We start from the raw sequence: 23,571 nt of genomic DNA, 5'->3' as shown, positions 1-23,571 counted from the left end.
ATGCGTGGCTACTGAAGTGAAACTCCCCGAGGTGGGCGACAACATTGCGTCTGCTACCGTGGTCAATGTGCTGGTCAAAGTCGGCGACACCGTGGCGCTCAACCAGCCCATCATTGAAATTGAAACCGACAAGGCCGTTGTGGAAGTCCCCAGCGACGCTGCCGGAACCGTCAAAGAAATCAAAGTGAACACCGGAGACAACGTGCCCGTGGGCAACGTCATTCTGGTGCTCGAAGGCGAAGGTGCAGGTGGCGTCGCCGCTCCCTCCACCCAGACCGACCAGACCTCCAGCACGTCCCCCCAGGCTGAGCCTGAGAGTTCCCTGGTGCCCCAGCCTGCTGCGACGAGCGCTGCTCCTGCAGCTGGCGCAACTGAAGTGAAACTCCCCGAAGTGGGCGACAACATCAGCTCTGCCACTGTGGTGAACGTGCTGGTCAAAGCAGGGGACACCATCTCCAAAGACCAGCCCATTGTCGAGATTGAAACCGACAAAGCTGTGGTGGAAGTCCCCAGTGACGCTGCCGGCACCGTCAAAGAGATCCGTGTGAAAGCTGGCGACAGCGTTCCCGTGGGCGGCGTGCTGCTGGTTCTGGAAGGTGGTGCAGGTGGAGCAAGTGCTCCTGCTGCCCCCAAAGCGGAAGCCCCCAGACAGGAAGCTCCCAAAGCTCAACCCCAGCAGTCCAACCAGGGATCACCCACCCAGGCACCTGGCAGCCATGTGGCCCAGAACGAAGGTCCCAAAGCTGCACCTGCTCTGCTGGCCGTGAATGGCCGTCAGGTGGCCCACGCTGCTCCCAGCGTGCGCAGACTGGCCCGCGAACTCGGTGTGGACATCAACACCGTGGGTGGCACCGGCATCGCAGGCCGCATCTCTGAAGAAGATGTGCGCCGCACTGCTGGAAGCCCAACCGTTGCTGCTCCTGCTGCCGCTTCTCAGGCCCAGCCTGCTGCCCAGGCTGCACCTGCAGTTCAGGCACAGCCGCTTCCCGACTTCAGCAAGTGGGGCAACATCCGCAAGGAAGACTTCAACGGGGTCCGCAAGGCCACCGTGCGCAGCATGGCCAATGCCTGGGCCTCTGTCCCAATGGTCACCCACTTCGACAAGGCAGACATCACCGTCATGGAGCAGGTCCGCAAGTCCTTTGGGGCCCGTGTGGAAAAAGCCGGTGGCAAGCTGACCATGACTGCCATCCTGATGAAGGTCGTGGCCAATGCGCTGCGCAAGTTCCCCAAGTTTGCTGCAGCCATCGACGTTGCAAACGGTCAGGTCATCTTCCGCGACTACATCAACCTCGGAGTCGCTGTGGACACCCCCTCCGGTCTGCTCGTGCCCGTCATCAAAGACGTGGACCGCAAGAGCATCACCGAGATCAGCGTGGAACTCGGCGAAATCGCAGGCAAGGCCCGTGACCGCAAACTCAAACCCGACGAGATGGCCGGAGGAGTGTTCAACATCTCCAACCTCGGAGGCATTGGTGGTTATGGCTTCACCCCCATCGTCAACCCACCAGATGTGGCCATCCTCGGCGTGAGCCGCTCTGCTTTTGAGCCTGTCTGGAACAAGGACAAGGGCGAGTTCGAACCCCGCTTCCTGATGCCCCTCAGCCTCAGTTACGACCACCGCCTGATCGACGGTGCAGATGCCGCACGCTTTGTGCGTTACATCTGTGAGTCTCTTGAAGATCCTTTCCTGATCAGCCTGTAACGTCCAAAAAGAAAAGCACCTCTCCTGAATGCTCGGGAGAGGTGTTGTTTTGAGGATGCTGAGGCACAGGGGGATCTAAACGTGGCAGAAATCTAAGACGCCACTGACCCCCGACACTTCGGGCAGGTCCCGTACAACGTCAATTCATGGGCCTCCACCGTATACCCTCCAGGAAGCAAACTGCCTGTGGGAATGTTCAGGGGACAGAGGTCCAGATCCACCACCTCACCACATTTCAGGCACTGGAAGTGATGGTGGTGCCCGAGGTTGGCCTTCTCAAAGCGGTTCTCACCGCTGGGAAGGATCACGGTTTTGATCTGGTGGTCGTCTTGCAGCATGCGCAGGGTGCGGTACACCGTGGCGATGCCCAGTCTGGGGAGGCTTTTCTGGGCCTGATCCAGAATTTCCTGCACGCTCAAGGGGCCTCTGGCCTCCTCGATGACGTGCAGGATGGTGTCTCTTTGTTTAGTGTTTCTTCTGGGGCTGGTCATTGTTGGGTTTCTTGGTGCGTTCCAGGAGCTGGTCGGCAAGTTCTTCCAGTTTAGGAGCCAGCACCTTTTCCTGCAACACCTTGAGCAACATTCCACCCACAGCAGTGATGATCACGCCACTCAGAGCGCCTTTGCTTGCGGCAGCCTCTTTGGCCTGCTCCACGTTTTTGCCGCCAGCCACCTTGACCACTTTGGTCTTTTTGGTGCCTCTGCCAATCAGAATCCCCAGAACGAGTCCCGCTCCAACAGCAATCCCGAGTTTCTTCAGGGGGTCCTGTTGAAGCTGCACATGCAGGCTGGTGCTTTCTTGCAGGGTGTTCAGGCTGTCTTCGAGGTGCCTTTTGGCGTCATCCGTTTGTGTCATCGTCGGTCCCTCCAATTTTCTTGAGTGCAAACATCACCATGCCTCCGGTCAGCAGGAGGGCAAGCAGGAACATCACCAGTGAAGCACCCCAGGAGGGCAGCCACAGGTCCAGCAACTGGTAAAGTGCCATCAGCAGGAAAATCACTGCTGCAAGCAGCGGGAACAGGGCACCCAGCAGGATCACAATGCCCAGGCCGCGTCGTTTGATTTCTGCGCCAATATTCTGGAACACTTCACGGATCTCGGCCTTCACCACCTGGATGAAGGCGTTGATCACATCCATAAAAGCGCTCCCAATGGGTTTCCTCTCATTCATCGTCCTTAATCCTAACAGATCATGAGATGACGAGTTGTGTGTTTTCACCTGAAGACACCCCTGGGCAAAGTGTCATCTGGACCTCAATTCTATGGATTCAGGCGGTTTCTCTCACTGAGGTGCAGGTTCAGGACCTGCACAATGAAAGGCATGAAAGCCCAGCTGAATCTCGCCCAGAGCAGTAACTTCTGGACGCCCACGGTGATGGGGTATGACCTGTGGCGCAGGCGCTCACTGTCCCTGATGACAGGGGAGCCCTTTTCACTTGAGAAAGAATTCAGACAGTTTCTGGAATGGGTGGGTCCGGTCACAGGCCAGCAGTGGCTGGATGTTGGGACCAGCACAGGGAATTATGCAAAACTGCTGGTGCAGGCAGGGGCCGCTGTGACCGCCCTTGATCTCTCTGCAGGACATCTGAAACGCCTCCCCAGACATCCCAGACTTCATGCCTTGCAGGGCAACATGGAAGAGGAGCTTTTTGCTTCTGGATCTTTTGATGGTGTGGTGATTGCCGGAACCCTGAATGAGACTTTTTCTCCAGAGCAGATGTTGCTTAAGGCAGGGCAGGTGTTGAAAGAAAAAGGAGTCCTCTATTTGATGTACCTGTTGCCCTCTCAACACCTTGCAGGTCAGAGGTTACAGTCGCTGATTTCGCGAAGTGGCATACATTTCCTGGAGTCACAAACAATTGAAAGGTATCTGCGATTACACAACATGGCTTTGGAAAAGCAAAAACGCCATGCTATTGTGTGCTTCGAGCTTTATCGCAAAGCAGGTGGAGTGTAGCCCAGACAGATGTCTGACTGTTGTTTCGCGACTACCATGAACCATCTCATTCTGGAGTGGAGCCCATGATCAGAAATCACAACCCTGAATTGACTGCCCCACCGGCCCAGGCCCTGCAGGTGTGCCGCGACATCACCAGGCAACACTCCAAGACCTTCTATCTGGGAAGCACCTTCTTCCCACCCAAACAGCGGCAGGCCGTGTGGGCCGTTTATGCCACCTGTCGCACCGGCGATGATCTGGCAGATGAAACCCCCGCAGAGGATGCCCCCCATGCCCTTGAACAGTGGTGGGAGGACACCCGAAGTGCACTTCAGGGCCATCCCGGTGCAGACCACATCAGCCAGGCGCTCTCCTGGGCGGCCCACCATTACCCATTGCCCCATGAGGCCTTCCATGAACTGTATCTGGGCCTGAAAATGGACCTCGATCAGGTGGAATACCAGACCCTGGCAGACCTCGAACTGTACTGCCGCAGGGTGGCAGGCATTGTGGGCCTGATGGTTTCCCCCATTTGCGGGTATGTGGGAGGGGAGAAGACCCTGCAGAAAGCCCTCAAACTGGGCATGGCCATGCAGCTCACCAACATCCTCAGGGATGTGGGCGAAGACCTGTACCAGCGTGACCGCGTGTACCTTCCCGCAGACCTGCTGAACCAATATGGGGTGACCCGTGAGATGTTGCGACAAGGCAAGGTCACCCCCGAATACCATGCCCTGATGAAACACCTGATCCAGATGGCACGGGGCTGGTATCAGGAAGGCAGAAATGGCCTTCCCTGCCTGCAGGGCTCAGGGCGTCTGGCGGTTGCTGTTGCCGCCAGAGCTTACGAAGGCATCCTGGATGCCCTTGAACGCAACGGGTACGACAATTTCCAGCAAAGGGCACAGGTGAGTGGCTTGCGCAAGCTCCTGATGGTTCCCAGTGCCTGGTGGAGCCTGAGGCACCAGACCTCATCCACCTGAAGCGAAAGTACGGTGTACCATCAGATCCACAACCTTCCAGAGGGGTCAGAAGAAAAGCATGCCAAAAAACATCATTGTGATTGGAAGTGGCTTCGGCGGTCTCGCTGCAGCCATCCGCCTGCAGGCCAGAGGACACAAAGTCAAACTCTTCGAGAAACGGGACAAACTTGGGGGTCGTGCCTACGTCTACGAGCAAAATGGCTTCAAATTTGATGGGGGTCCCACCATTGTCACCGCCCCCTTCCTGTTCGATGAGATCTGGCAGGCTGCGGGCAAACGTCGGGAAGATGATGTCACTTTCGTGAAGTGTGATCCCTTCTACCGGATTTTTGACCACAACAAGCGGGTGTTCAATTACAACGACGACGAGATGTACATTCTGGAGCAGATCCACAACATCAACCCAGAAGACAAACGGGGTTACCTGAATTTCATTCACTCCACCCGGGCCATTTTTGACAAGGGCTTCACCGAGCTTGCTGACAAACCCTTCCTGAACTTTACAGACATGCTGAAGGTGGCTCCGGACCTCATTCGTCTGCAGAGCTACCTCAACGTGTACCCTTACGTCAGCAAGTTCATCAAAGATCCCTTCCTGAGGCAGTGTTTCAGCTTTCACCCCCTTTTGATCGGTGGCAACCCCTACGACTCGAGCAGCATCTACGCGATGATCCACTATCTCGAACGCAAGTGGGGTGTCTGGTACGCCATGGGAGGCACCGGGGCCATTGTGACCGCCATGGGCAAGCTTTTTGAGTCCATCGGGGGCGAGATTTTTCTCAACAGCGAAGTATCAGAAATCCTTGCGGAGGATGGAAGGGTGCAGGGCATCCGCCTGAAAGATGGCACCGAGCATCGGTCAGACGATGTGGTGTCCAACGCAGATGTGGCCTGGACCTACAAAAAGCTGATCCCGGAAGCCAAACGCAAGAAGTACACCGACTCAAAAGTGGACAGCCTGAAATACAGCATGAGCCTGTTCGTCATCTACTTTGGAACCAGAAAGCAGTACCGCGATCAGGGACTGGCCCACCACAACATCATTCTGGGACCCAGGTACAAGGGCCTGCTGGACGACATTTTCCACAAGAAGGTGGTTGCTCAGGATTTCTCCCTGTACCTGCACATGCCGAGCCTCACCGATCCTTCCATGGCTCCGGAAGGGGGAGAGTCCTTTTACGTGCTCTCTCCGGTGCCCCACCTGGGAAGTGGCACTGACTGGACCACCTTCGCAAAAGAGTACCGGGACCGCATCATGAAGTTCCTTGAAGACAATTACCTGCCTGGGCTGCAAGAGAACCTTGTGGCAGAGCATCACATTGATCCGTTGCACTTTCAGGATGAACTGAACAGCCATCTGGGTGCTGCCTTCAGTGTCGAACCTGTGCTGACCCAGAGTGCCTGGTTCAGGCCCCACAACCGCTCAGAGGACTTCTCAAACCTCTATTTCGTCGGGGCGGGAACCCATCCGGGAGCAGGGCTTCCCGGGGTGCTCAGCAGTGCCAAAATTGCAGAAGACCTGATCTGCGATTGAAGAGAGAGGAATGCAAAGAGTGCCAGAAGGCTGAAGCGGACCTGCCATAAGAAGCCAACAGTTTACAGTTCACAGTGAAAGAAGATTTCTTGCTGTGAACTGTAAACTTTTAACTGCTCAGTTAACGATTTGCCCGCTGGATTTTGGAAAGCACTCCCTCAGAGTTCCAGAGGCTCCACTGGAGGCTGTTCCAGCAGAGATCCATAAAAGATAAAGGCCAGAAGCACCTGTCCAGGGATCACAAAAGCATTCCATTCCAATTGCAGCAGGATCACGGCAGGAACCACCGCCAGCAGGCCAGCCCCGAATTTCAGGTAGGTGCTCTGGGTGCCCAGTCGGGTCCAGTTGTTCAGGGCTTCCAGGGCCAGCAGGTACAGGGGGGCGAGCGTCAGGGTCACCAGCATCACCGGGACGCTGATGTTCAGCAGCAGTGGGCCCAGAATGGACAGGATCAGGTAGACGACCACAGAAATCACAATTCCAGGCAAAATTTGCCCAATCGCACGGACTTCTCTGGGCACAGGCACCCATGTGGGCTGGGTGGTGCTCGGAACCAGACGGGGCAGAAAGAGCCCCATGGCGACAATGGGGATGGCTCCGACAATCAGGGCCTTGTCTGGCTGTGAGACCAGAAGGTCAACGGCGTAAGCGGTCAGAACCAGGCCGACCAGTGTCACCAGATGGTCGGTCCAGGATTGCCGGTAGAGGCCCAGGGTGGTTCTCCAGGCGATCATGCGCAGGGCCTGACGGTCTTTCGGAACAGGCACGGTGCGGGCATGGGTGTTGCTGGGCCGCAAGGTCATCTGCAATTTGCGTTTGGTGACCAGCAGATCCGGGGCGGCCTGTGCGGCCATGCTTCCCAGAGCAAAAATCAGCAGGGTGTCCACTGCACGGATTTCACTGAGGATGGTGCTGTGCTGCAGGAAGGAAGCAGGGTAATCTTCCTGCAGGTCCTGAACCACCTGCCAGATGGTGATGCCCAGCAGAACAGCCAGCAGCAGGCAGGGGAGGGGGCTGTACACCATCAGGGACCCCAGGAAACTCCACTCCGGGAACCACAGCGACACCAGGCTTCCCAGTACAAAGACACCGAGCAGCACAGGGAAGAGGGTGGCCCTTCTGTCTTCCTGCCAGCGGTACTTGAGCCATCCCAGGTGCTGCACCAGCAGGCCAAGCAGCACCCAGTTGAGCACTGCATAGGGGGTCACAAAGTTCAGCAACTTCCAGGAGGTCATGCTCCACAGCAATCCCACACCAATCAGCACGATGGTGTCCCGGATTCCTGCAAACCACATGGGATAAGTCAGGGTCTGAATCGGTTTTGCAGGACTGAACCCGAGTCGGATGGCGTCCCTCTGGCTGATGAAAAACGGGGGGACCACATTGGTCAATTTGATCAGGTACCACAGTCCCAGGATGCCCAGCACCACACCAGCACGGGTCTGCAGCGGAACATGCTGGGTCAGGAGTGTGGCGTCATCGAAAGCACCAAAGCCAAGGAGCCCCACACTGACCAGAATATAAATTGCCGTGGGCATGCCGATGGCTCTACTGAACCACGACCACCACACATCGAAGGCCCTTTTGAGGGTCTTGTTGCGGATGCCTTGAACACCCCTGGTCATAGGCTTCGGCTCACCACGCCATCCTGAACGCGGGCCACCTGGGCCTGAAGGATTTCCGTGGTTGCCGTCTGATGGGCACTGAGCAGCACCCCTGTTCCCTGCTGAGCTGCATCCCGGATGCCGTGCGACAGGGCTTCCTGGGCAGCCTGATCCAGGGCATTGTAAGGCTCATCCAGCAAGGTGAGTGGCAGGTTCAGACCAAGGGCCAGAGAAAGAGAGAGTTTTTGCCGCATTCCTCTGGAGTGCGTGGAGGGGAAATCCTTAAGCCTTTCTGTCAGGTGAAATCGCTCCAGCCAGTCCAGAATGGGTTGCTCTGGTTTCTCATAAAGGGCGGCCACATAGTGCACATGTTCCTGCAGGGTCAGGTCTTCATAGAGTGCAGGTTCATCTGGAACATAAACGAAGTTTTTGCGGCCTTCAATGGACCTGGGATTCTCTCCGGAAACCCTGACTTCCCCTTTGGAGGGGACCAGACCGATCATCCCCCTGAGCAGGGTGCTCTTGCCTGCCCCGTTGTGCCCGATCAGGTGCACAATTTCGCCTTTCTTGACCTCGAAGTCAGCATGTTCGATGATGACCCGGTTTTGCAATTTGACGCTGAAATCTCTGACTTTGAGTGGAAGCATTTGTGTCCCTTTCTGCATCACTGTACCGTGTTTTGTTCAGTTTCATCTGAAAGGGCATGGACAGCAGCCAAGAGTGGGTAGCATCTTTTGCTGCCTGCTCTGCTGATCCTGGACTTGCTCTGGTCGCTAGAAGCGCAGTTTGTACCCAAACTTCACGCTGAAGCCCCGATCTCCCTGGGTGTTTTGCTCTGTGCTGATCCCCAGTTCGATGGAATTCTGAGGATCAATGTTGTAGGCGAGCGAGAACTCTGGCTGTACGGTGTTGAAATCCAGACGGTTCAGAGGGCTGCTGAAGGTCAAGGACAGCCTGCCATCGAGCGCATTGTACTGCACTTCCACATTGCCATTGCCCAGCAAATCCACCTGGTACTGGATGTACCATTCGCGGCTGAGGTAGGTGCCCACCGTGAATTCCGCATTGAATTTCTGGTCCTCACCGATGGTGTAATTGCGGATGCGGAACACATCGATTCCCAGGGCTTCTTCGATGCTGCGCTCCACCTCACCCAGCAGGAACACCTGCAATGTGGTCCGGATGGCACTCTGGGTGAGTTCAGTGGGAAGATTGCGAATGTCCTTGGTGCCGAACACCAGCAGAGAGTACAGGCTGGCTTCATCCAGACATTTCGGCAGGTTGGAGTTGGGGTTGCGAACCGGGTCTGCGCACTGCCCCAGCACCTCCCGCTCCTCACGGATGTCGGTGACGGGCGCAAAGGTACGAAGTCTAGGGTCCTCTGGATCAGGTACGAAGGTGCCGGTGATGGTCATGATCACCCGGACGTTTCTGCCCTCATCCCGCACATTGCCGATGCCTTCCAGCCTGATGTTCGGGTACACTCCATCTGCTGCACTGAAGCGAATGCTTGTGGTGGATGGATTCAGGACAAATTCATTTTCGCGCAGGAACACGCTGCCCCGCTTGGGCAGGACATCTCCCTGCAACCTGGGGGTGTAGGCGTTGCCTGAGAGCACCAATTGGCCTCCGAATTCGGCACGGGCCAGGTTCTCATCGATGCGGATGTTGTTTTTGGCATCGATGGTGATGTCATCAAAGATCCAGTTTGCCAGTGCAGAGCGGTCCTGATCCTGGCGTTGTTGTGGGAACGTGGTGTACTCGGTTGGGAGGGGGCTTTCAAACACAAAGGTGTCGTCTTTCTCGGTCTTCTCCGTGACAGGTTTGCTGAGGGTGAATTGCAGTCTCTCCAGATCAATGTCTCCACTCAGACGGTAGAACCCGCCGCTCTGCACCAGATTCAGCACCCCGTTGACACTGGAATTTTCGATGTAGTAGTTTTCCAGGTCTGGCTGCACATCGTCCAGTTGAATGCGCACATTCAGGTCAGGGTACAGGTTTCCTGTGGCCTGGAATTTCCCTCCACGTGTCCCGGTGAGCAGCAGTTTCCATGTGTCTCCCTGCTGGTTCAAACGGATGCTGGTGCCCTCCAGTGTCCCGAAGTTCTTGATGTTCAGGTTGCCGTTGGCATCCAGCTGGGCATCCTGCAGGCGGTTGTCCTGCAAAGAAGCTTTGCCCTGCAGTTTGAGGGCGCTGGTCACAGTGCCCGTGGTGCCCACATCACTCTGCAGGGTCAGCTGGTTCTGTTGCAGGAGGGCCACCAGCTGATTCAGCTGAATGCCGATCCCTGCAAGTTCCCCCTGCAGGTTGTTCCCTTGCAGTTCAATGGTGGGCTGTTCGTACTGCCCTGTGGCTTTCAGGGAAAGGTTCCCTTTCAGGCTGGGCTTGTAATCCTTCAGGGAAGGAACCAGAGCAAGGAGTGGGGTGAAGGTGGTGTCTCTGAAATCCGCTGTGAGGTTCACATTGCCAGGGGCGTAGATGCCCTGAATCAGCAGGCTTCCTGCCCCTGCCAGTTGAATGCCCGGAATGGTGAGGGCTCCCTGTTCCAGTGAGAACTGTCCAGAGCCTGAAAGGGTCTGTCCGGCAGAGGTGACTTTGATGCTTTCTGCCACCACACTGAGCTTCAGTTGATCGAGCTCAGAGAGTTTGCCATCAATGCGGCCTGTTCCGGTGAGCAGCCCCTGGCCGGGCAGGCTGTCTGTGAAGGCCCCAATCAGGGCGTGGAGGGGGGTGTTGCGGAAATCAATGGTGCCCACCAGCACCCCATCGGTGCTGCTGCCCACGAAACTGGTGTCCCCAATGGACCCACGGAAGCGGGCATCTCCATTGCTGAAGGTGCCGTCCAGTCGGGTGCTGAGGATGGTTCTGGGCGGTTCATTGCCGTTGCTCTGTCCCCCAGGGGTGAGGCCCGCAATCTCCAGTGCTGCGGGTGTGCTTCCAGGGAGGCTCAGATCAGGAATGCGCACATTCACCGTGCTGGAGTCACTGGTGAATGTGGCTGTTCCATAAACCCTTCCTCTCGCATAAGGCAGCAGTTTCAATTTCTCCAGTGGGAAGGCACTGGCACTGGCGGTCACCAGATACCCTTCGTCCGAAGGCTGAATGCCCAGAGCTTCCAGGGCAGGGATCACATCGGCGAGCCCACCTTCGGCCTCCAGGTTGAGCACCCCATCATCCACCCGGGTCTGCAGGGTGCCAGCAAACTGGCTGTCTTTCACATCCACCTGTCCGGTGATGAAGCCTTTGAGGTCGCGGTAGGTGTACCCAAACTGGTTCACCAGAATCTGTCCCTGGACCTGGCCTTGTTGCAGTTGCAGGTTGGCTTTCAGGCTTCCGGGGTTGCTGGTGGTGTGCAGGTCTGCGGTCAGGGCACCCGTCCACTCTGCGCCTTTGCTCAGACTGAGGCTGGCCGTGCCCAGGGGGCCACGGTAACTGGCTGTGGCAGTGGGACTTTCCCCCAGCACAACACGGGCTGTGAGGTCCCCCTGGATTTTCTCTTCCAGCACAGGAATGGTGAAAGGAAGCCTGAGGCCTGTGGTTTGCAGGTCCAGGGTTCCGGTGGTCCCTTTGCCACTTCCTGTCAAACTGAAGGTGCCCTGGAACTCGTCGCCGTCGAGACTGCCCACTTCAAAGGTGGGGATGTTCAGCACCCAGCCCTCCTCGGTGTAACGGGCTGTTCCGGTGTGCACCCCATCATTGAACGTTGCTTCCACGCTCAAAGGATCGAGGGTGGCTGTGGCATTCACTGTGGTTTCAGCCTGTTTCAGGGTGGCTTCCAGGGTTTTGCCCGTGCCTGCCAGAGTGATGGAGATGGTGTCTTTCTGGAAGGCTGTGCTGCCACTGAACGTGCTCTCTGCAAAGGTGTAGGTCAGGCTGCCCCTGGCCTGAAGGTCTGGTGTGTCCACGAATTGCAAGGTGGCCTGGGTGGTGTCCAGCTTCAGGTCGGCCTGCAAACCGTAACCCTTCACCGTGGAATACAGGGTGGGGAGGTTCTGGCCTGCCAGACGGTAATCCAGTTTGCCTCCAGACAGCCAGGAAGGCAGCCCTGAAACTGTGCCCGTTCCACTCCATTGCCTGTCGGTCACAGAGGCCCTGCCTGTGGCTTCGTAGCCCTGGTATTTCACCTGGTGCCTGAGATCAAAATTGTAGCTCTGCAGCAGATTCTCCACGCTGAGATCTGTGAAATCGAGAGGCTGGGTTTGCTGGTACTGGCCTTCCACCTGCCCGGTGAAAGGACCGGTGGCATTGACCTTGAGGTTTCCTGTTTTGAGCCCTGCCGATCCTGAAAGGGTGATTTGATGGTCAAACCCATTCACGGTGAACCCGCTGAAATTGGCCTGTTCCTGCTGGTACACCAGGGTGGTCTGTCCACCCTGACTCAGGGCGACCTGTGGCTGGTCCACGGTCCCTTTGACCGTGAAGGCGCCATCTGCCGTCTGCACATCCTGATAATTCAGGCCAGCAAAGCTGCCCGTGGCACCGACCTGGGCCGTTGTCAGCGGACCTTGCAGGTGAGCGGTGAGCTGCACCTGTTGCGCACTGCCCTCCTGATAGGTCACCCCTGTAAGGGTGGTGTTCAGGTTGAGGTCTGGAGCGCTCAGGTCTCCTCGGGTGTTGCCATTCAATTTGAAGGTCTGCACCCGGGCATCCTGATAAACAAAGCCTGTCCCATCGGCCACCACCTGCAGGGTGGGTTTTGCCCATTCTCCCTGGTGGTCCGCAGTCAGGTTGATGCTCTGCAAATGGTAATCCTGATATTTGATGCCACCCAGTGTGCCTGTCAGCTTGAGGGTGGGTTTTGCCCATTCACCCTGGTATGCAGCCTGAATACTGGCCGATTGCAGCGCATCTCCCTGATACTGCACCCCACCGAGTTCGGCTTTGAGCTGGATGCTGGGTTTCTCCAGAGCTCCCCTGGAATCTGCAACGATGACAGCTTTCTCCAGGGCGTCTCCCTGGTACTTCAGGCCACCTACGGTGGTCTCCACATGGATGTCTGGTTCTGCCAGGGTTCCTTTGAGGTTTCCAGAGAGGACCGCAGATTCCAACTGGTCCCCTTTGAATTGCACCCCATTGATCTGCCCGGACAGGCTTCCCACCAGCTGGCGGGTGCTGGCCCGATAATCCGCATTGATGCGCAGGGTGGAACTTCGGGCCACAGCGTCCTGGTAGGTGAAACCACTCCCCTCGGCCACCAGATGCAGGTCCGGTTCGGGCCAGATGCCGCTGTAGTCTCCATCAATCTGGGCGGTCTGCAACTGGACGTCCTGATACCTGAGCCCTGTGAGGTCCCCTGTGAGGTGAAGGGTGGGATTCTGCCAGCTTCCCCGATGGTCCGCAACAATCTGGCCTGCTTCAAGACCCGTGTCCTGATACTGCAGGCCCTTGAGGTCTGCTTTCAGGTGGATGGTGGGGCTCTGGAAGTCTCCCTGATGGGTTCCAGAGAAGGTGACAGCGTCCAGGCTGTCCTGTCCGTACTTGACCCCTTTCAGCGTTCCTGACGCTTCCAGGGTGGGTTTCAGGTATGCCCCTCTGGAATGGACGGTGAGGTTCGCTGTCTGGACGGAGGCCTCCTGATACCTGGCTCCCTCCAACTGCGTGGTCAGCTGGATTTCGGGTGCTGCGTAAGGCCCGGTGAAACTGCCCTGAACGGTGGCCTGCGTCAGCCCGATGTCCTGATGCCTGATGCTGGAGAGGGTACCAGAGTAAGTGGCGCGGATGGCATCAAGGTCACCTGAGAAGTTGACCTGAAGCTGGGTGCTGCCAGAAGCATCCTTCAGCAACGGAACCGCATTGACCGTCACATCACCCGAGAATTTCGGGGGGAGTCCCTGAATGCTGACTGTTCCAGTGACCACATTGCTGTCTGACAGGCGGTAACTGCCGTCTCCATTTCCGGTCAGGGTGACGTAAGCGCCCTCTCGCAGGAGTTGCATCTGTCCGGTAAAAGCAGGGTAGGTTCCTTTGAGTGTCCCTCTGGCCAGAACACCTGCCCCCTGCACATCTGCATTCAGATCAAGCACCAGGGCATTCAGGTCCAGGTTCTTCACCTGCACTTCACCTGCCACTGTTCCTGTGGCGTCTCCAGTCAGGGTTGCCCGGGCACGGACCAGCAAATCCTGAAGCTGCCCGCTCACATCCAGTTGCGCTGTTCCCTGCAGATGGCTGAAACTTCCCGTGGCTTTCAGGTCAGGATTGCTGAAATCACCGGACACTGTTCCGCTCAGGTTCAGGGTGCCTTCGGCAATTTTAAAGTTCTGTACGTCAACCTCGATTCCTTCAGGGTATGCGCCGCTCACCCGCACTGGAGCATTCGCATAACTTCCCTGCAAGGCCAGTTGAATGGAGCCCGAGGTGTAAGTTGCAGATCCCTGCAGGGCAATGGGGTTGTCTTGCTGGTCCACAGCTGCAATGCGGAGTCCGCTGCCCTGTGCAGAAGTGAGGGAGGTGCCATGGCCAGAAACCACAAAGTTGCCGGTCAGGGTACCCTGTTTCAGTTGTGGCACAAAAGCCCCGGCATTCAGGTTTTCGGTGGTCAGTCTGGCATTCCAGCCTTCTGCGCTGTAGTGCGCGGTGCCCTGGATGGCTCCAGACAGCACAGCCTCCCAGATCTCCTGAGCTCGCTTCACGCTGAACTGAACGCTCTGGCCGGTCTTGCTCTCTCTGAGCTGTCCACTGCCCTGGATGCTCAGGTCGCTCCAGGGTCCAGAAACGGTGGCTGTCGCTCCCACAACCAGCGGATCATTGAGGCCCAGCAGAGGGGAGAGGTTCCACTCTGGAACAGACAGCTTTGCGTTCAGGCCCTTGAAAATGTCCCTCTGGATGCTGCCCTGAAAACGCGCATTCTGCCAGCTTCCGATCAGGTCCAGATCTCCGTTTCCGGTGGCTTGCAGCGTGGTTTGTTCACCAGCAACCTGTCCTGCAAACTGCAGGTTCCCCCTGAAAGCCCCATCCCAGGCCAGCGTTCCGGTCAATTTTCCTGTGGCTTCTTCACGCTGAATGGGCAGGTTGAAGCGCAGGTCTGCTTTTTGCAGGGTCAATTGATCCTGGTAGGTGCCCAGCAAGGTTCCTTCGACGGCTCCGGTAAGCTGGACCTGGATGTTCTTCAGGTCACGCACTTCAATGGCTGCTCTGGATGCGCCGAGTTGCAGGCCTTCGTAGGCTTCTGGCAATGTGGCCTGGACTTTCAGGAGTGGTTTCTGGAGTTCTCCAGAGGCTTCAAAGGTCAGGGGAACCTGTACCGGGTCCTGCAGGGTGCCTGATCCTCTCAGATTCAGATCCGGGTAAAGAGGTCCACTGGCCGTCACAGTGCCCTGAGGCAAAGTGGCTTCCAGTGCACTGGCGCTGAGCAAACCATCAAACCAGCGGAAATTCCCGTTCAGCTGTATATTTTGCACAGTGCCACTGGCCTGCAAGGTGGCATCCTTAAAGCTGTTCAGTGTGGCCTGTACATTGATTTTTCCATCCACATCTGCAATGCCTTTGAGATCCAGCGCACGGATGCTGGCTGTGCCCTGGCCCGAAGCCAGGTCCAGGTTTGCAGACAGTTCCCCTCCATCCACAGTGCCCTGAAGGGTGGTGAGGGTCTGTTCCCGGGTCTGTACCCGCAGATCAACTTCCTGATCAAAAAGTTGCCCCTTCAGTGCAAGGCTCAGGCTGTCATAAGTGCCTGTCGCAGTTCCCTGGGCCTGATCGAAACGCAGGCTGGCCTGAACCTGAGGGTAAACCCGACCCTGCAGTGCATAGGTTTTTTGCAGCGCAGTGCCTTTGAGATCGGTTTGGACCTGCAAGCCGGGGGTGACCTGGAAGGTCCCATCTGTGGAGACATCCTGATAGGCAGCAACCACAGTTCCTGTGGCTGTAAGGGTTTGCACGTCAAAATCCTTCAGACTCCCCTTGAGGGTGGCTTTTCCGGTCAGGCCTTCTGGAAGTTCAGGAACCAGTGCAGCATCCACTGTTCCCTCAAAAGTCTGGGCCTCGGGGGTGATCTGTCCCTGAAGGTCCGCCAGAGGATGCACCACACGCAAGCTGGCCTGATAGGTCCTGGGTGTCCAGAAACCACTTCCCTGCAACGAAAGCGCCTGGTCTTCCCACAGGGTTCCAGAGGTCTGCGCTTTGATGGTGAGGCGCTCGTAAGGTCCCGAGATGTCCGCCTGAATGCGGCCAGGGGTGAGGCTGTTTCTGTATGGCTCAGGAAGCAGACGGGTCACCAGACTGAAGGGAGCATTCACGCTTCCCTGAACATCTGGATAGAGTCGAGCCTGACCGCTGATCAGCCCGGTGAATTCTGCATTGACCCTCTGCAGGGTGGGGGAGACGCGCACCTGCCCGGTTCCTGCATCCCGCAGGGCATAACTCAGGGTCAGGCCCCCCGACAGCTGGCCTGCCAGATAAAGCACCTCTTCGTTGTCCTGTGACAGGGTGAATCTGCCCTGCTGGTAATTGCCTTTCAAGGTGAAAGTCTGGGCAGGAATCTCTGCCAGGTCGTTGAGCACTTGATATGACTGGCGAACAGTGGTGAGGGTTCCAGTGAGGCCCTCAAGGTTGCCCTGCAGGTTGCCTGTCAGGTAATTGCTTTTCAGTTGAACCTGATATTGAGAGAAATCCAGTTTGCCCTGTGCGGTTCCTGCCCCATATGGGCTGCTGAGGCTGGCCGTGAAGGTCTCTCCCAGGGCGTTCACGCTCAGGCGGTTGTCCTGGTAACGTGCTCCGAGCACCCCGTTGATTTTTCCCGAGCTGTACCGCAGGTTGCCACTCGCGGAGATGTCCTGGTAAACAAAGTTGCTGGCCTGGATGCGAATGTCATTCAACCCCCGGACCTGGATCTGTGCGGTGCCCTTTTCTGGACTGAAGACGGTGGCACCCACCCGGAAACGGTCCTGGGTTCCCTGGAGGGTGCCTGATGCTCTCAGGTCCCGATAGGTGGCCGCAACAGACCCGGAGTATTTCAGGCTGGAAGCATCGAGTTGCGCCCGGGCCCGCAGGTTCAGGTCCTGCTGCCTGAAAGCAGCGTCCACCGTCAGGTTTTTCCAGGGCCCTCTCAGGCTGGCCTGAAGTCTAGGTCCCTGCAAGCGTGCGGTGACTTTCCCGGCCCAGTCTGGATTCCACGTTCCAGAGAGTTGCAAAGTATAAGGTGCGCCCTGATAATCCACGGTCTCCTGTCCTGTGACAGACAGGGTGAGCTGCTCCAGGTCCTGCAGTTTTACTTGCAGTCCTCCGACCGTTCCTGAGCCCGTCACTGCAGGGGTCAGGTTGCCCTGCAGGCGGAAAGGTTTGGAGGCAACAACCAGACCTTCTCTCACAAATGCTGGAGTAGATCCACTGGCCTGAAACTTGAGGGCACCAAATGGACCATGGACCCTGATGGCGCTCTGGGTATCCAGTGCTGTCAGTGTCCCCCTCAGGTCGGCATTGGGATACACCTGCCCCTGAGCAGTGGCCCTGAATTGCTCACCCTCCACCTGCAGTTGCCCGGTCACCAGGTCAGGCCTGATGTTCAGCTGGGCCTGAATGGCACTCTCCTGATAACTGCCTGTAAATTCAGCTGTGCCTCTCGAATTCACCAGGTTCACAGCAAGTGTTCCATTCACAGGCAGGTTGAAGGCCTTCTGAACGGTGTCCAGAGGCAGGCTTCCGCTGGCATTCCATTTCCCATCTGCGAAGTTCACCTGCAACTGCCTGTTCTGCTGGGTGAGGGTGGCTTTCAGAGGCTGGTACTGCACATCTGCCAGAATCCCCCCGAGGTCCAGGCGGGCACGTTCAAGATCCGCTGTACCCGCAACAGGAAGGCCTTTCAGCGGTCCAAGCAGGGTGCCTTTCAGTGTGGCTTTCAGACCACTGAGGGTGGCGGTGACATCCTGGTATTCACTCTGCAGGCGCAGTGTTCCAGATGGAGAAAAGTCTTTGATCTGCAGGGTTCCACGGACCGTCTGGCGCACCCCTCCGGTGAAGGTGTAATCCTTCACCGTGACCTTGAAGTCCTCGGGTTTGCCCGAAGCCTGAATTTTTGAGGAGAGGAGGCTGAAATCCAGGGTTCGGGTGTTGAGGGTGAGTTCACCCCGCACAGGTTCTGCATCGGCAGGGAGATCCTGAATGCCCACTGTGCCCAGCAGGGTTTCTCCCCTGAGGTTACCCACCCCATCTATGGTTCCCACCCCCTGAATGGGCACATCTCTCAGTGCCCAGGTGGCACCACTGGACTGGTATCCCAGGTCCAGGTGGCGTGTGGAGAGGTTCAGAACCCCATCCTGATAGCTGCCCTGACCGTTCAGAGACAGCGGTCCGGTGATGTCGGTGTCCAGCTCGGAGTTGACCACACTCAGATTCAGACGGTCCAGTGTGCCACGGGCTTGCACATTGAGTTGGCCCCTCAGGTTTTCCTGCAGATCCTTCAAGTTGGTCTGTGCAGTGGCTTGCAGGGTCTGGTCATCCAGGCGGTAATTTCCGTTCAGATTGACTTTGAATGCCTGTCCTCTCAAACGCACCAACTGGTCTTCCAGTGTGGCTTTCGCAGTGATGTTTTCGCCTTGCAGGGTGGCATCCCCAGTCCAGAACTTGCCGAGGTTCTGCAGGGAGGCTTTCAGGAGCGCAGACTGTCCATAACCAGACGCCTGACCTGTGGCATCCACGAAGCTCTGCAGTTTTTCAGTCAGCCGGTAGCTGACTTCTGCATCTGGAACCTGAAGGTCTTGCAAGGTCACCGAACCAGCGTACCTGGCCTTTACAGTGACCTTTTCCCAGCCTCCTGTCTCAATGTGAAGTTTGCCCTGTCCTCCTAGACCACCAAAATCAAGTGATTTCAGCTGAGGGGTGCCATCTGCCACCACGTCCCAGCGTTCTTTTTTCAGATCAACGGCTGCACGGGCACGCACAGGTCCACCCAGAGCCTGCCCGGACAGGTCAGCAGTGATCAGGTCTCCTTCATGGTGCAGGGTGCCGTGAATGCCTGTGGCATCCACCTGTTTGAATTCAGGGACGTGCACCCGGCCCTCTGAGAGCTGCACATCTCCTTGCAGGTTGTCTGGAGTGATGGAGTAAGTCCCTTCCAGAAGTCCAGACTGGATGCCAGGGTAATAATGCTTGAGGATGCTGGCATCCCCTTTGAAGTCCACTTTGAAGTTGGAAAGGCCAGGATCGAAGCTGGCGACTGCATTGAGTTTCCCATAGCGGGTTTTGATCTGGGATTGCAGGGTGCGGGGTGACTGGTTGGTCAGGGAGAGCTCGGCATCCGGGACATTGATGGGTGTTCCATTGAGGCTGAGGGTGGTCTGTTCCACTTGCAGGGCATCCAGCTGGGTCTGCCAGGTGCCTTCTCCACCCCCTTCCAGTTTGCTGGGGTCCAGATCAATGTGGGCCTTCTTGAGGGCAGCCCGAATGTGAATGGTTTTGGCAAAGATTTCAGAGAGCCCCAGCTGGATGCGGGCTTCCTGGGCCTGGGCCTTGACCCCGGGCTGGCTGTATCTGACGTCCTGCAGTGTGAAATCCCACAGCCACCCACGAATGCCCTGTGCTTCAATGTGGGTGCCTGAGTTCTGGACGAAATTCAAAACAAGACGAAGCCCGACTGGACTCACCAGCAGACCAAGCAGAATGACCAGCAGGAGCACCAGTCCGAGGGTTCCCCAACCGAGGATTCTTCGCCACATACGCTAAATATTAAACACCATTCTGAGATGAAAACGGGTGATGGATTTTCTCATCTTGCTCTCCTTCAGTCAATTGAGCAACATCATGATCATGTTCAAGTCTGATGGTCACGGCCTGACCGGGTCACCTTTTGATGCTGGGCTTCATGGCACAATGGGGGCGTGAAAAGACTCAGCTGTCTGGTGGGGGGGAACTTCAACGGTTACCCCCAATTTCTCAAACGCTACGCCCTCGACCTGAAACTGTGCGGTTACATCGAAACCCTGCAAGATGGCCGCCTGGAAGTGGTCGCAGAAGGCCACGAAAAAGATCTTGAACGCTTCTTGCACTGGATCAAGCGTGGAAATCCTGCATCCCAGCCCAGAATCCTGGACACCCAGTGGTCCGAAAGCACCGGTTTGCAAGGTTATCACATTCACTGAATTGATCGGGCAAGGAAGTTCATGCGGCTGTAGGCCAGTTTGAAACCCATGCGCACCATGTTGTGGTAGGAGGGATTGGGATGTTCCGGGGTTTCTTCACCGGTTTCCACCACCACCCACTGGCAACCCAGATCATGGGCATCCCGGATGCGGGTCCGCATGATGGCCCCCTGAGACCCCTGATTGCGGTGCTCGGGCAGCGTGCAACCCAGACCCAGCCAGCCCACTTCGCCCTGGGTGTATAAAGCCCCTGCACCAACAGGGGTGTTGTCTTTGAAAGCCAGGTAGGACACCCAGCCTGGAATTCCCACCAGGTTGGCCACCCAGGGCCGCAGGAAGGCAGGCATCTGGAATCCCAGGGTGACCACTTCAGCAAAATGAGCGGCATGGCGGGAATCAATTCTTTCGATGCGAAAAGGGGTGTACACATCGGGTGCGTCACCTGCCCTGCGGTACATCTTGACCCAGTTGCTGCGGTGTTCAAGTCCTGCTGCCTCGATGCGGTTTTTCAGTTCGGTGGTGAGCAGGCTGGGGGCCACCTGAATGCCGTATTTTTGCAGCCCTGCTTGCTGGTAGGGGAGAAGCAGGCTTTCCCAGTCTCCAGACCAGTCTGTTCCGATCAGCCGATTGAACATGAAAACGTCCAGTTTCGGAGCAAGCAACTGACAGACATTCCCCTGCCAGGAGGTGCTGAGCCCAAAGCTGGCAGGGGCGTGCTGGTACTGGGCGACAAAAGCTCTGGCTTCGGAAAATTCCAGCATCTCCAGGTCCATGGTTTCCTCCGGTGGTGTGGGGCTGCAGAACAGACACAGCTTTCATTTCTTTCGAAAACAAAAACTGTGCCTGGATGGGATGATATTCAGACGTCCAGGGGCAAAGCGCGGGCACTGTCCAGCAGCTCCATCGCGTGTTGCACGGCCACGCTGGAGGTGCTGCCACTGAGCATGCGGGCCAGTTCAAAAAGCCTCGCTTGATCGTTCAGGCGGGTGACACGGGACACGGTGCGTCCTTCAGCACTGGTGGCTTTTTCCACTTTGAAGTGCTGGGTTGCGAAAGCTGCGATCTGTGGCAGGTGGGTCACCACCAGCACCTGCTTGTTGCGGGCCAGGCGGGACAGTTGCTCTCCGACTTTCATGGCGGTTTCCCCACCGATCCCGGCATCCACCTCGTCGAAAACCACGGTGGGGGTTTCACTCCCCAGCACGGTGCTGATGGCCAGCATCACGCGGGAAAGCTCGCCCCCTGATGCAATCGCTCCGATTTCCTTCAGTTGCTCCCCCATGTTGGCACTGAAGAGCAGCACCACATCTTCCAGTCCGTTTGGTCCCAGGTCGCTGGGGCTGATTTCAAACATCAGGCGTGCATTGGGCATCCCCAGGGCCTGCACCACAGCTTCCAGTCTCACACTCAGGGTGGGAGCTGCGCTCAATCGGGCCTGGGACAGTTCTTCTGCCCGTTTTTGCACCACAGCCCTGAGGGTTTCAATCTCCGATTCCAGGCTGCTGAGGTCGGCATTCTGGGATTCCAGGGTTTCAAGCTCCAGAGAGATCTGTTCCCGGTAATGCAGAACATCTTGCAGGGAAGGTCCGTATTTGCTTTGCAGGCGGTGCAGCTTGCCCAGCCGTTCTTCCAGCCGGTGGAGCCTTTCTTCATCAGGAACACTGTTTTCGGACAGGGAGACCAGTTCCTGACTGATGGCGGTCAGGGTGCTGAGGGCCTCTCTCAATTCTGCAAGCAGGTTCTTGGCATCTTCGCTGTACCTTGATGGTCCCTGCAGAGACTTCATGGCTGCCCTTATGGCATCCAGAGCATTCTGCTCGCTGCTCGACAGGATTTCTGCAGCCGTGCTGGCCCCATTGGCAATTTGCTCCATGTTGCTCAGGAGTGTGACTTCCTCCTGCACCAGCAGGTCCTCACCCACATTGAATTTGACCTCATCGATTTCCTGAAGCTGATAGGAGAGCAGGTCCAGTTGCCGGTTGCGTTCCAGTTCAGATTGTTTCAGGGCATTCAGGCGGCTCTGGGCTGCCATGTAGGCCTGGTATGCACTTTTGAAGCCCTCCACCACCTGGGCAGAGAGTGCCCGGTCCAGGTAGGCGTGGTGTTTTTTGATGCCCAGCAGTTCCTGAGCAGCATGCTGTCCGTGAACAGTGACCCTGGGAGAGGTGAACTCTGCCAGTTCCTTGACTGTGACCACTTCGCCTTCAATGCGGGCGGTGGAACGTCCAGCGGTGGAAACCCTGCGACTGGCCGACTGGTCTTTCCACCAGGCGGTGACCAGCAAACTGTCTTCCCCGGTGCGAACCAGATCCGCGCTCCCTCTGGCACCGAGGAGCAATTCGAGGGCATCCACAATCAAACTTTTTCCAGCTCCGGTTTCCCCGGAGAACACATTCAGGCCCTCACTCAATTCCAGATCGAGTGCGTCGGCAATGGCCAGGTTCCGCACTTCAAGGTTGTTGATCATGACATTTATTATAGAACGCCTGAAGCGAGTTTCCATGCCTTGCAGGGCTTTTTCGTACGGGCATCCTCAGGAATTCCTGAGGGGAGGGTTCAGGGTGAACAGGTGTTCATGGGTTTCGAAAAAGTGTGAACAACCTTTCGCTTCTAAAGTGAAAAAATTGAAAGTTTTGGAGCAGGATCATTGCTGGGTGATCGGCATTGTAAATAGAGGATCTTCGAAAAAACGTGTACAGAATAGGGAATACTTGAAATTTATCTGAAAGACTGACTTTGTTGTCTCTCAAAAACAACGCAAATTGTGAAGCTTTTGAAACCGGGGGTGCTTGACATTTCGCAAGAAGTGGAGTAAAAATTGAAACAAGCAAAAGAACGGAAAGGAACAGGTCATGGCCACACGAGACGACATCATCCTGTCACGTATTGAACAAGCCGGGAAAGTCACGGTAGAGGAACTGGCTGACCTGCTCGGTGTGTCCACTGTCACCATCCGCAGTGACCTGACCCGCCTCAGTGAGTCCGGTCTGATTCACCGCACCCGTGGAGGAGCCACCAAACCCATTTTGCAAAAGGTCGAGCGGCCTCTCGAAGAGACCCGCAAGATTCTCGAAGCTGAAAAACAACGCATCGCCAAAAAGGCAGCTTCACTGGTTCAGGACGGAGACACCATCTTCATTGATGTGGGTTCCACCTGCACGGCTCTGGCACGTGCCCTTCCCAACACCCTGCAGCATGTCACCATTGTCACCAATGGCCTGAACATTGCGCTTGAACTCGAAACCAGACAGTCGTTCACCATCGTGGTGACCGGCGGGACCGTACGCAAACTGCAACACTCCCTGGTCCAGCCTTACGGCATGGAAATCATCCGAAATTTCCGTTTTGACAAGGCCTTCATTGGCTGCAACGGGGTCAGTGCCGACTTTGGGGTCAGCAACAAGAACCTGCCTGAAGCGGAAGTCAAACGGGCGGTCTGCCAGAACTCCAAAGAGGTCTATGTGCTGGCCGACCACGAAAAGATCAAAACCGAATCCACTGCCCTGATCGCACCCCTGTCTGGCATCACTGCGCTCATCACCGACCACCGGGTCAAACGCAATGACCTGCATGAACTGGAGCAAACCGGACTTCGCGTGCTGGTGGTCTGATCCAGTAAAGCTTGACCATCCCCCTGTGCTCTGAACCCTTCAGAGGACAACCCCCATTCATTCCATTGTCTTGACAGTCTGAGGACCCTCAGATTGCGGGAAATTGTTGCGCTGTTTCACCCCACAG

14 protein-coding genes are annotated in these 23,571 nt (G+C 56.8%); 6 read left to right on the top strand and 8 right to left on the bottom strand.

Annotated elements, in window-relative coordinates; genetic code table 11:
- The first annotated feature begins 4 nt into the window (after window positions 1-4).
- Window positions 5-1,705 (top strand): dihydrolipoyllysine-residue acetyltransferase, encoded by a 1,701-nt coding sequence (gene aceF, locus DC3_RS02570; protein WP_146882037.1) that lies wholly within the window; start codon window positions 5-7, stop codon window positions 1,703-1,705.
- 92 nt (window positions 1,706-1,797) lie between these two features.
- Here the strand turns inward: aceF and DC3_RS02565 are convergent, their stop codons facing one another.
- Genes DC3_RS02565 through DC3_RS02555 form a run of 3 tightly spaced genes read right to left on the bottom strand, consistent with a single transcriptional unit; the run spans window position 1,798 to window position 2,876 of the window.
- Window positions 1,798-2,124 (bottom strand): Fur family transcriptional regulator, encoded by a 327-nt coding sequence (locus DC3_RS02565; RefSeq protein WP_307724731.1) that lies wholly within the window; start codon window positions 2,122-2,124, stop codon window positions 1,798-1,800.
- 46 nt (window positions 2,125-2,170) lie between these two features.
- A complete protein-coding gene (locus DC3_RS02560) occupies window positions 2,171-2,560 on the bottom strand; it encodes a hypothetical protein (protein ID WP_146882035.1) in 390 nt (129 codons plus the stop codon).
- Complete coding sequence (locus tag DC3_RS02555; protein WP_146882034.1) at window positions 2,544-2,876, bottom strand: phage holin family protein; 333 nt, start codon at window positions 2,874-2,876, stop codon at window positions 2,544-2,546. Before DC3_RS02555 ends, DC3_RS02560 begins: the two co-directional genes overlap by 17 nt.
- Window positions 2,877-3,026: 150 nt before the next feature.
- Here DC3_RS02555 and DC3_RS02550 point away from each other — a divergent pair, with 150 nt between their 5' ends.
- The 3 genes from DC3_RS02550 (at window position 3,027) to DC3_RS02540 (ending at window position 6,161) form a co-directional block, all read left to right on the top strand.
- Complete coding sequence (locus DC3_RS02550; RefSeq protein ID WP_186815781.1) at window positions 3,027-3,662, top strand: class I SAM-dependent methyltransferase; 636 nt, start codon at window positions 3,027-3,029, stop codon at window positions 3,660-3,662.
- 65 nt (window positions 3,663-3,727) lie between these two features.
- A complete protein-coding gene (locus DC3_RS02545) occupies window positions 3,728-4,627 on the top strand; it encodes a phytoene/squalene synthase family protein (RefSeq protein WP_146882032.1) in 900 nt (299 codons plus the stop codon).
- A gap of 58 nt (window positions 4,628-4,685) precedes the next feature.
- Window positions 4,686-6,161 (top strand): phytoene desaturase, encoded by a 1,476-nt coding sequence (locus DC3_RS02540; RefSeq protein WP_146882031.1) that lies wholly within the window; start codon window positions 4,686-4,688, stop codon window positions 6,159-6,161.
- Between the two features lie 158 nt (window positions 6,162-6,319).
- Here DC3_RS02540 and DC3_RS02535 read toward each other — a convergent pair whose 3' ends face one another.
- The 3 genes from DC3_RS02535 to DC3_RS02525 all read right to left on the bottom strand — a co-directional run bounded on the left by DC3_RS02535 (window position 6,320) and on the right by DC3_RS02525 (window position 19,410).
- Window positions 6,320-7,786: a hypothetical protein gene (locus DC3_RS02535; RefSeq protein WP_146882030.1), complete on the bottom strand. Its 1,467-nt coding sequence runs from the start codon at window positions 7,784-7,786 to the stop codon at window positions 6,320-6,322.
- On the bottom strand, window positions 7,783-8,412 hold the full coding sequence (locus DC3_RS02530) for an ATP-binding cassette domain-containing protein (protein WP_146882029.1): 630 nt from the start codon (window positions 8,410-8,412) through the stop codon (window positions 7,783-7,785). Before DC3_RS02530 ends, DC3_RS02535 begins: the two co-directional genes overlap by 4 nt.
- A gap of 126 nt (window positions 8,413-8,538) precedes the next feature.
- Window positions 8,539-19,410, bottom strand: a complete 10,872-nt coding sequence (locus tag DC3_RS02525; RefSeq protein ID WP_146882028.1) for a translocation/assembly module TamB domain-containing protein — start codon at window positions 19,408-19,410, stop codon at window positions 8,539-8,541.
- Between the two features lie 162 nt (window positions 19,411-19,572).
- Between DC3_RS02525 and DC3_RS02520 the strand changes: the two genes are divergently transcribed.
- Entirely contained in the window at window positions 19,573-19,833 is a 261-nt protein-coding gene (locus tag DC3_RS02520; protein ID WP_146882027.1) for an acylphosphatase, read from the top strand.
- Here the strand turns inward: DC3_RS02520 and DC3_RS02515 are convergent.
- A complete protein-coding gene (locus DC3_RS02515) occupies window positions 19,827-20,606 on the bottom strand; it encodes a GNAT family N-acetyltransferase (RefSeq protein WP_146882026.1) in 780 nt (259 codons plus the stop codon). The two genes, DC3_RS02520 and DC3_RS02515, sit on opposite strands and share 7 nt — an antisense overlap.
- Window positions 20,607-20,692: 86 nt before the next feature.
- The gene (locus tag DC3_RS02510) at window positions 20,693-22,300 is read right to left on the bottom strand and encodes a DNA repair protein RecN (protein WP_146882025.1); all 1,608 of its coding nucleotides are present in this window, start codon (window positions 22,298-22,300) and stop codon (window positions 20,693-20,695) included.
- A 385-nt stretch (window positions 22,301-22,685) separates the two neighbouring features.
- On the opposite strand from DC3_RS02510, the gene DC3_RS02505 reads away from it, so the two are divergent.
- Window positions 22,686-23,444 carry a DeoR/GlpR family DNA-binding transcription regulator gene (locus DC3_RS02505; protein WP_146882024.1) on the top strand — a complete coding sequence of 253 codons (759 nt, stop codon included), beginning with the start codon at window positions 22,686-22,688 and terminating at the stop codon, window positions 23,442-23,444.
- The last annotated feature ends 127 nt before the right edge of the window (window positions 23,445-23,571 follow it).

This window comes from Deinococcus cellulosilyticus NBRC 106333 = KACC 11606 (assembly GCF_007990775.1).
GTDB classification, from domain to species: Bacteria; Deinococcota; Deinococci; order Deinococcales; family Deinococcaceae; genus Deinococcus_C; species Deinococcus_C cellulosilyticus.
Note: the sequence above shows the minus strand (reverse complement) of the source record. Positions and strands in the feature narration are given on the sequence as shown.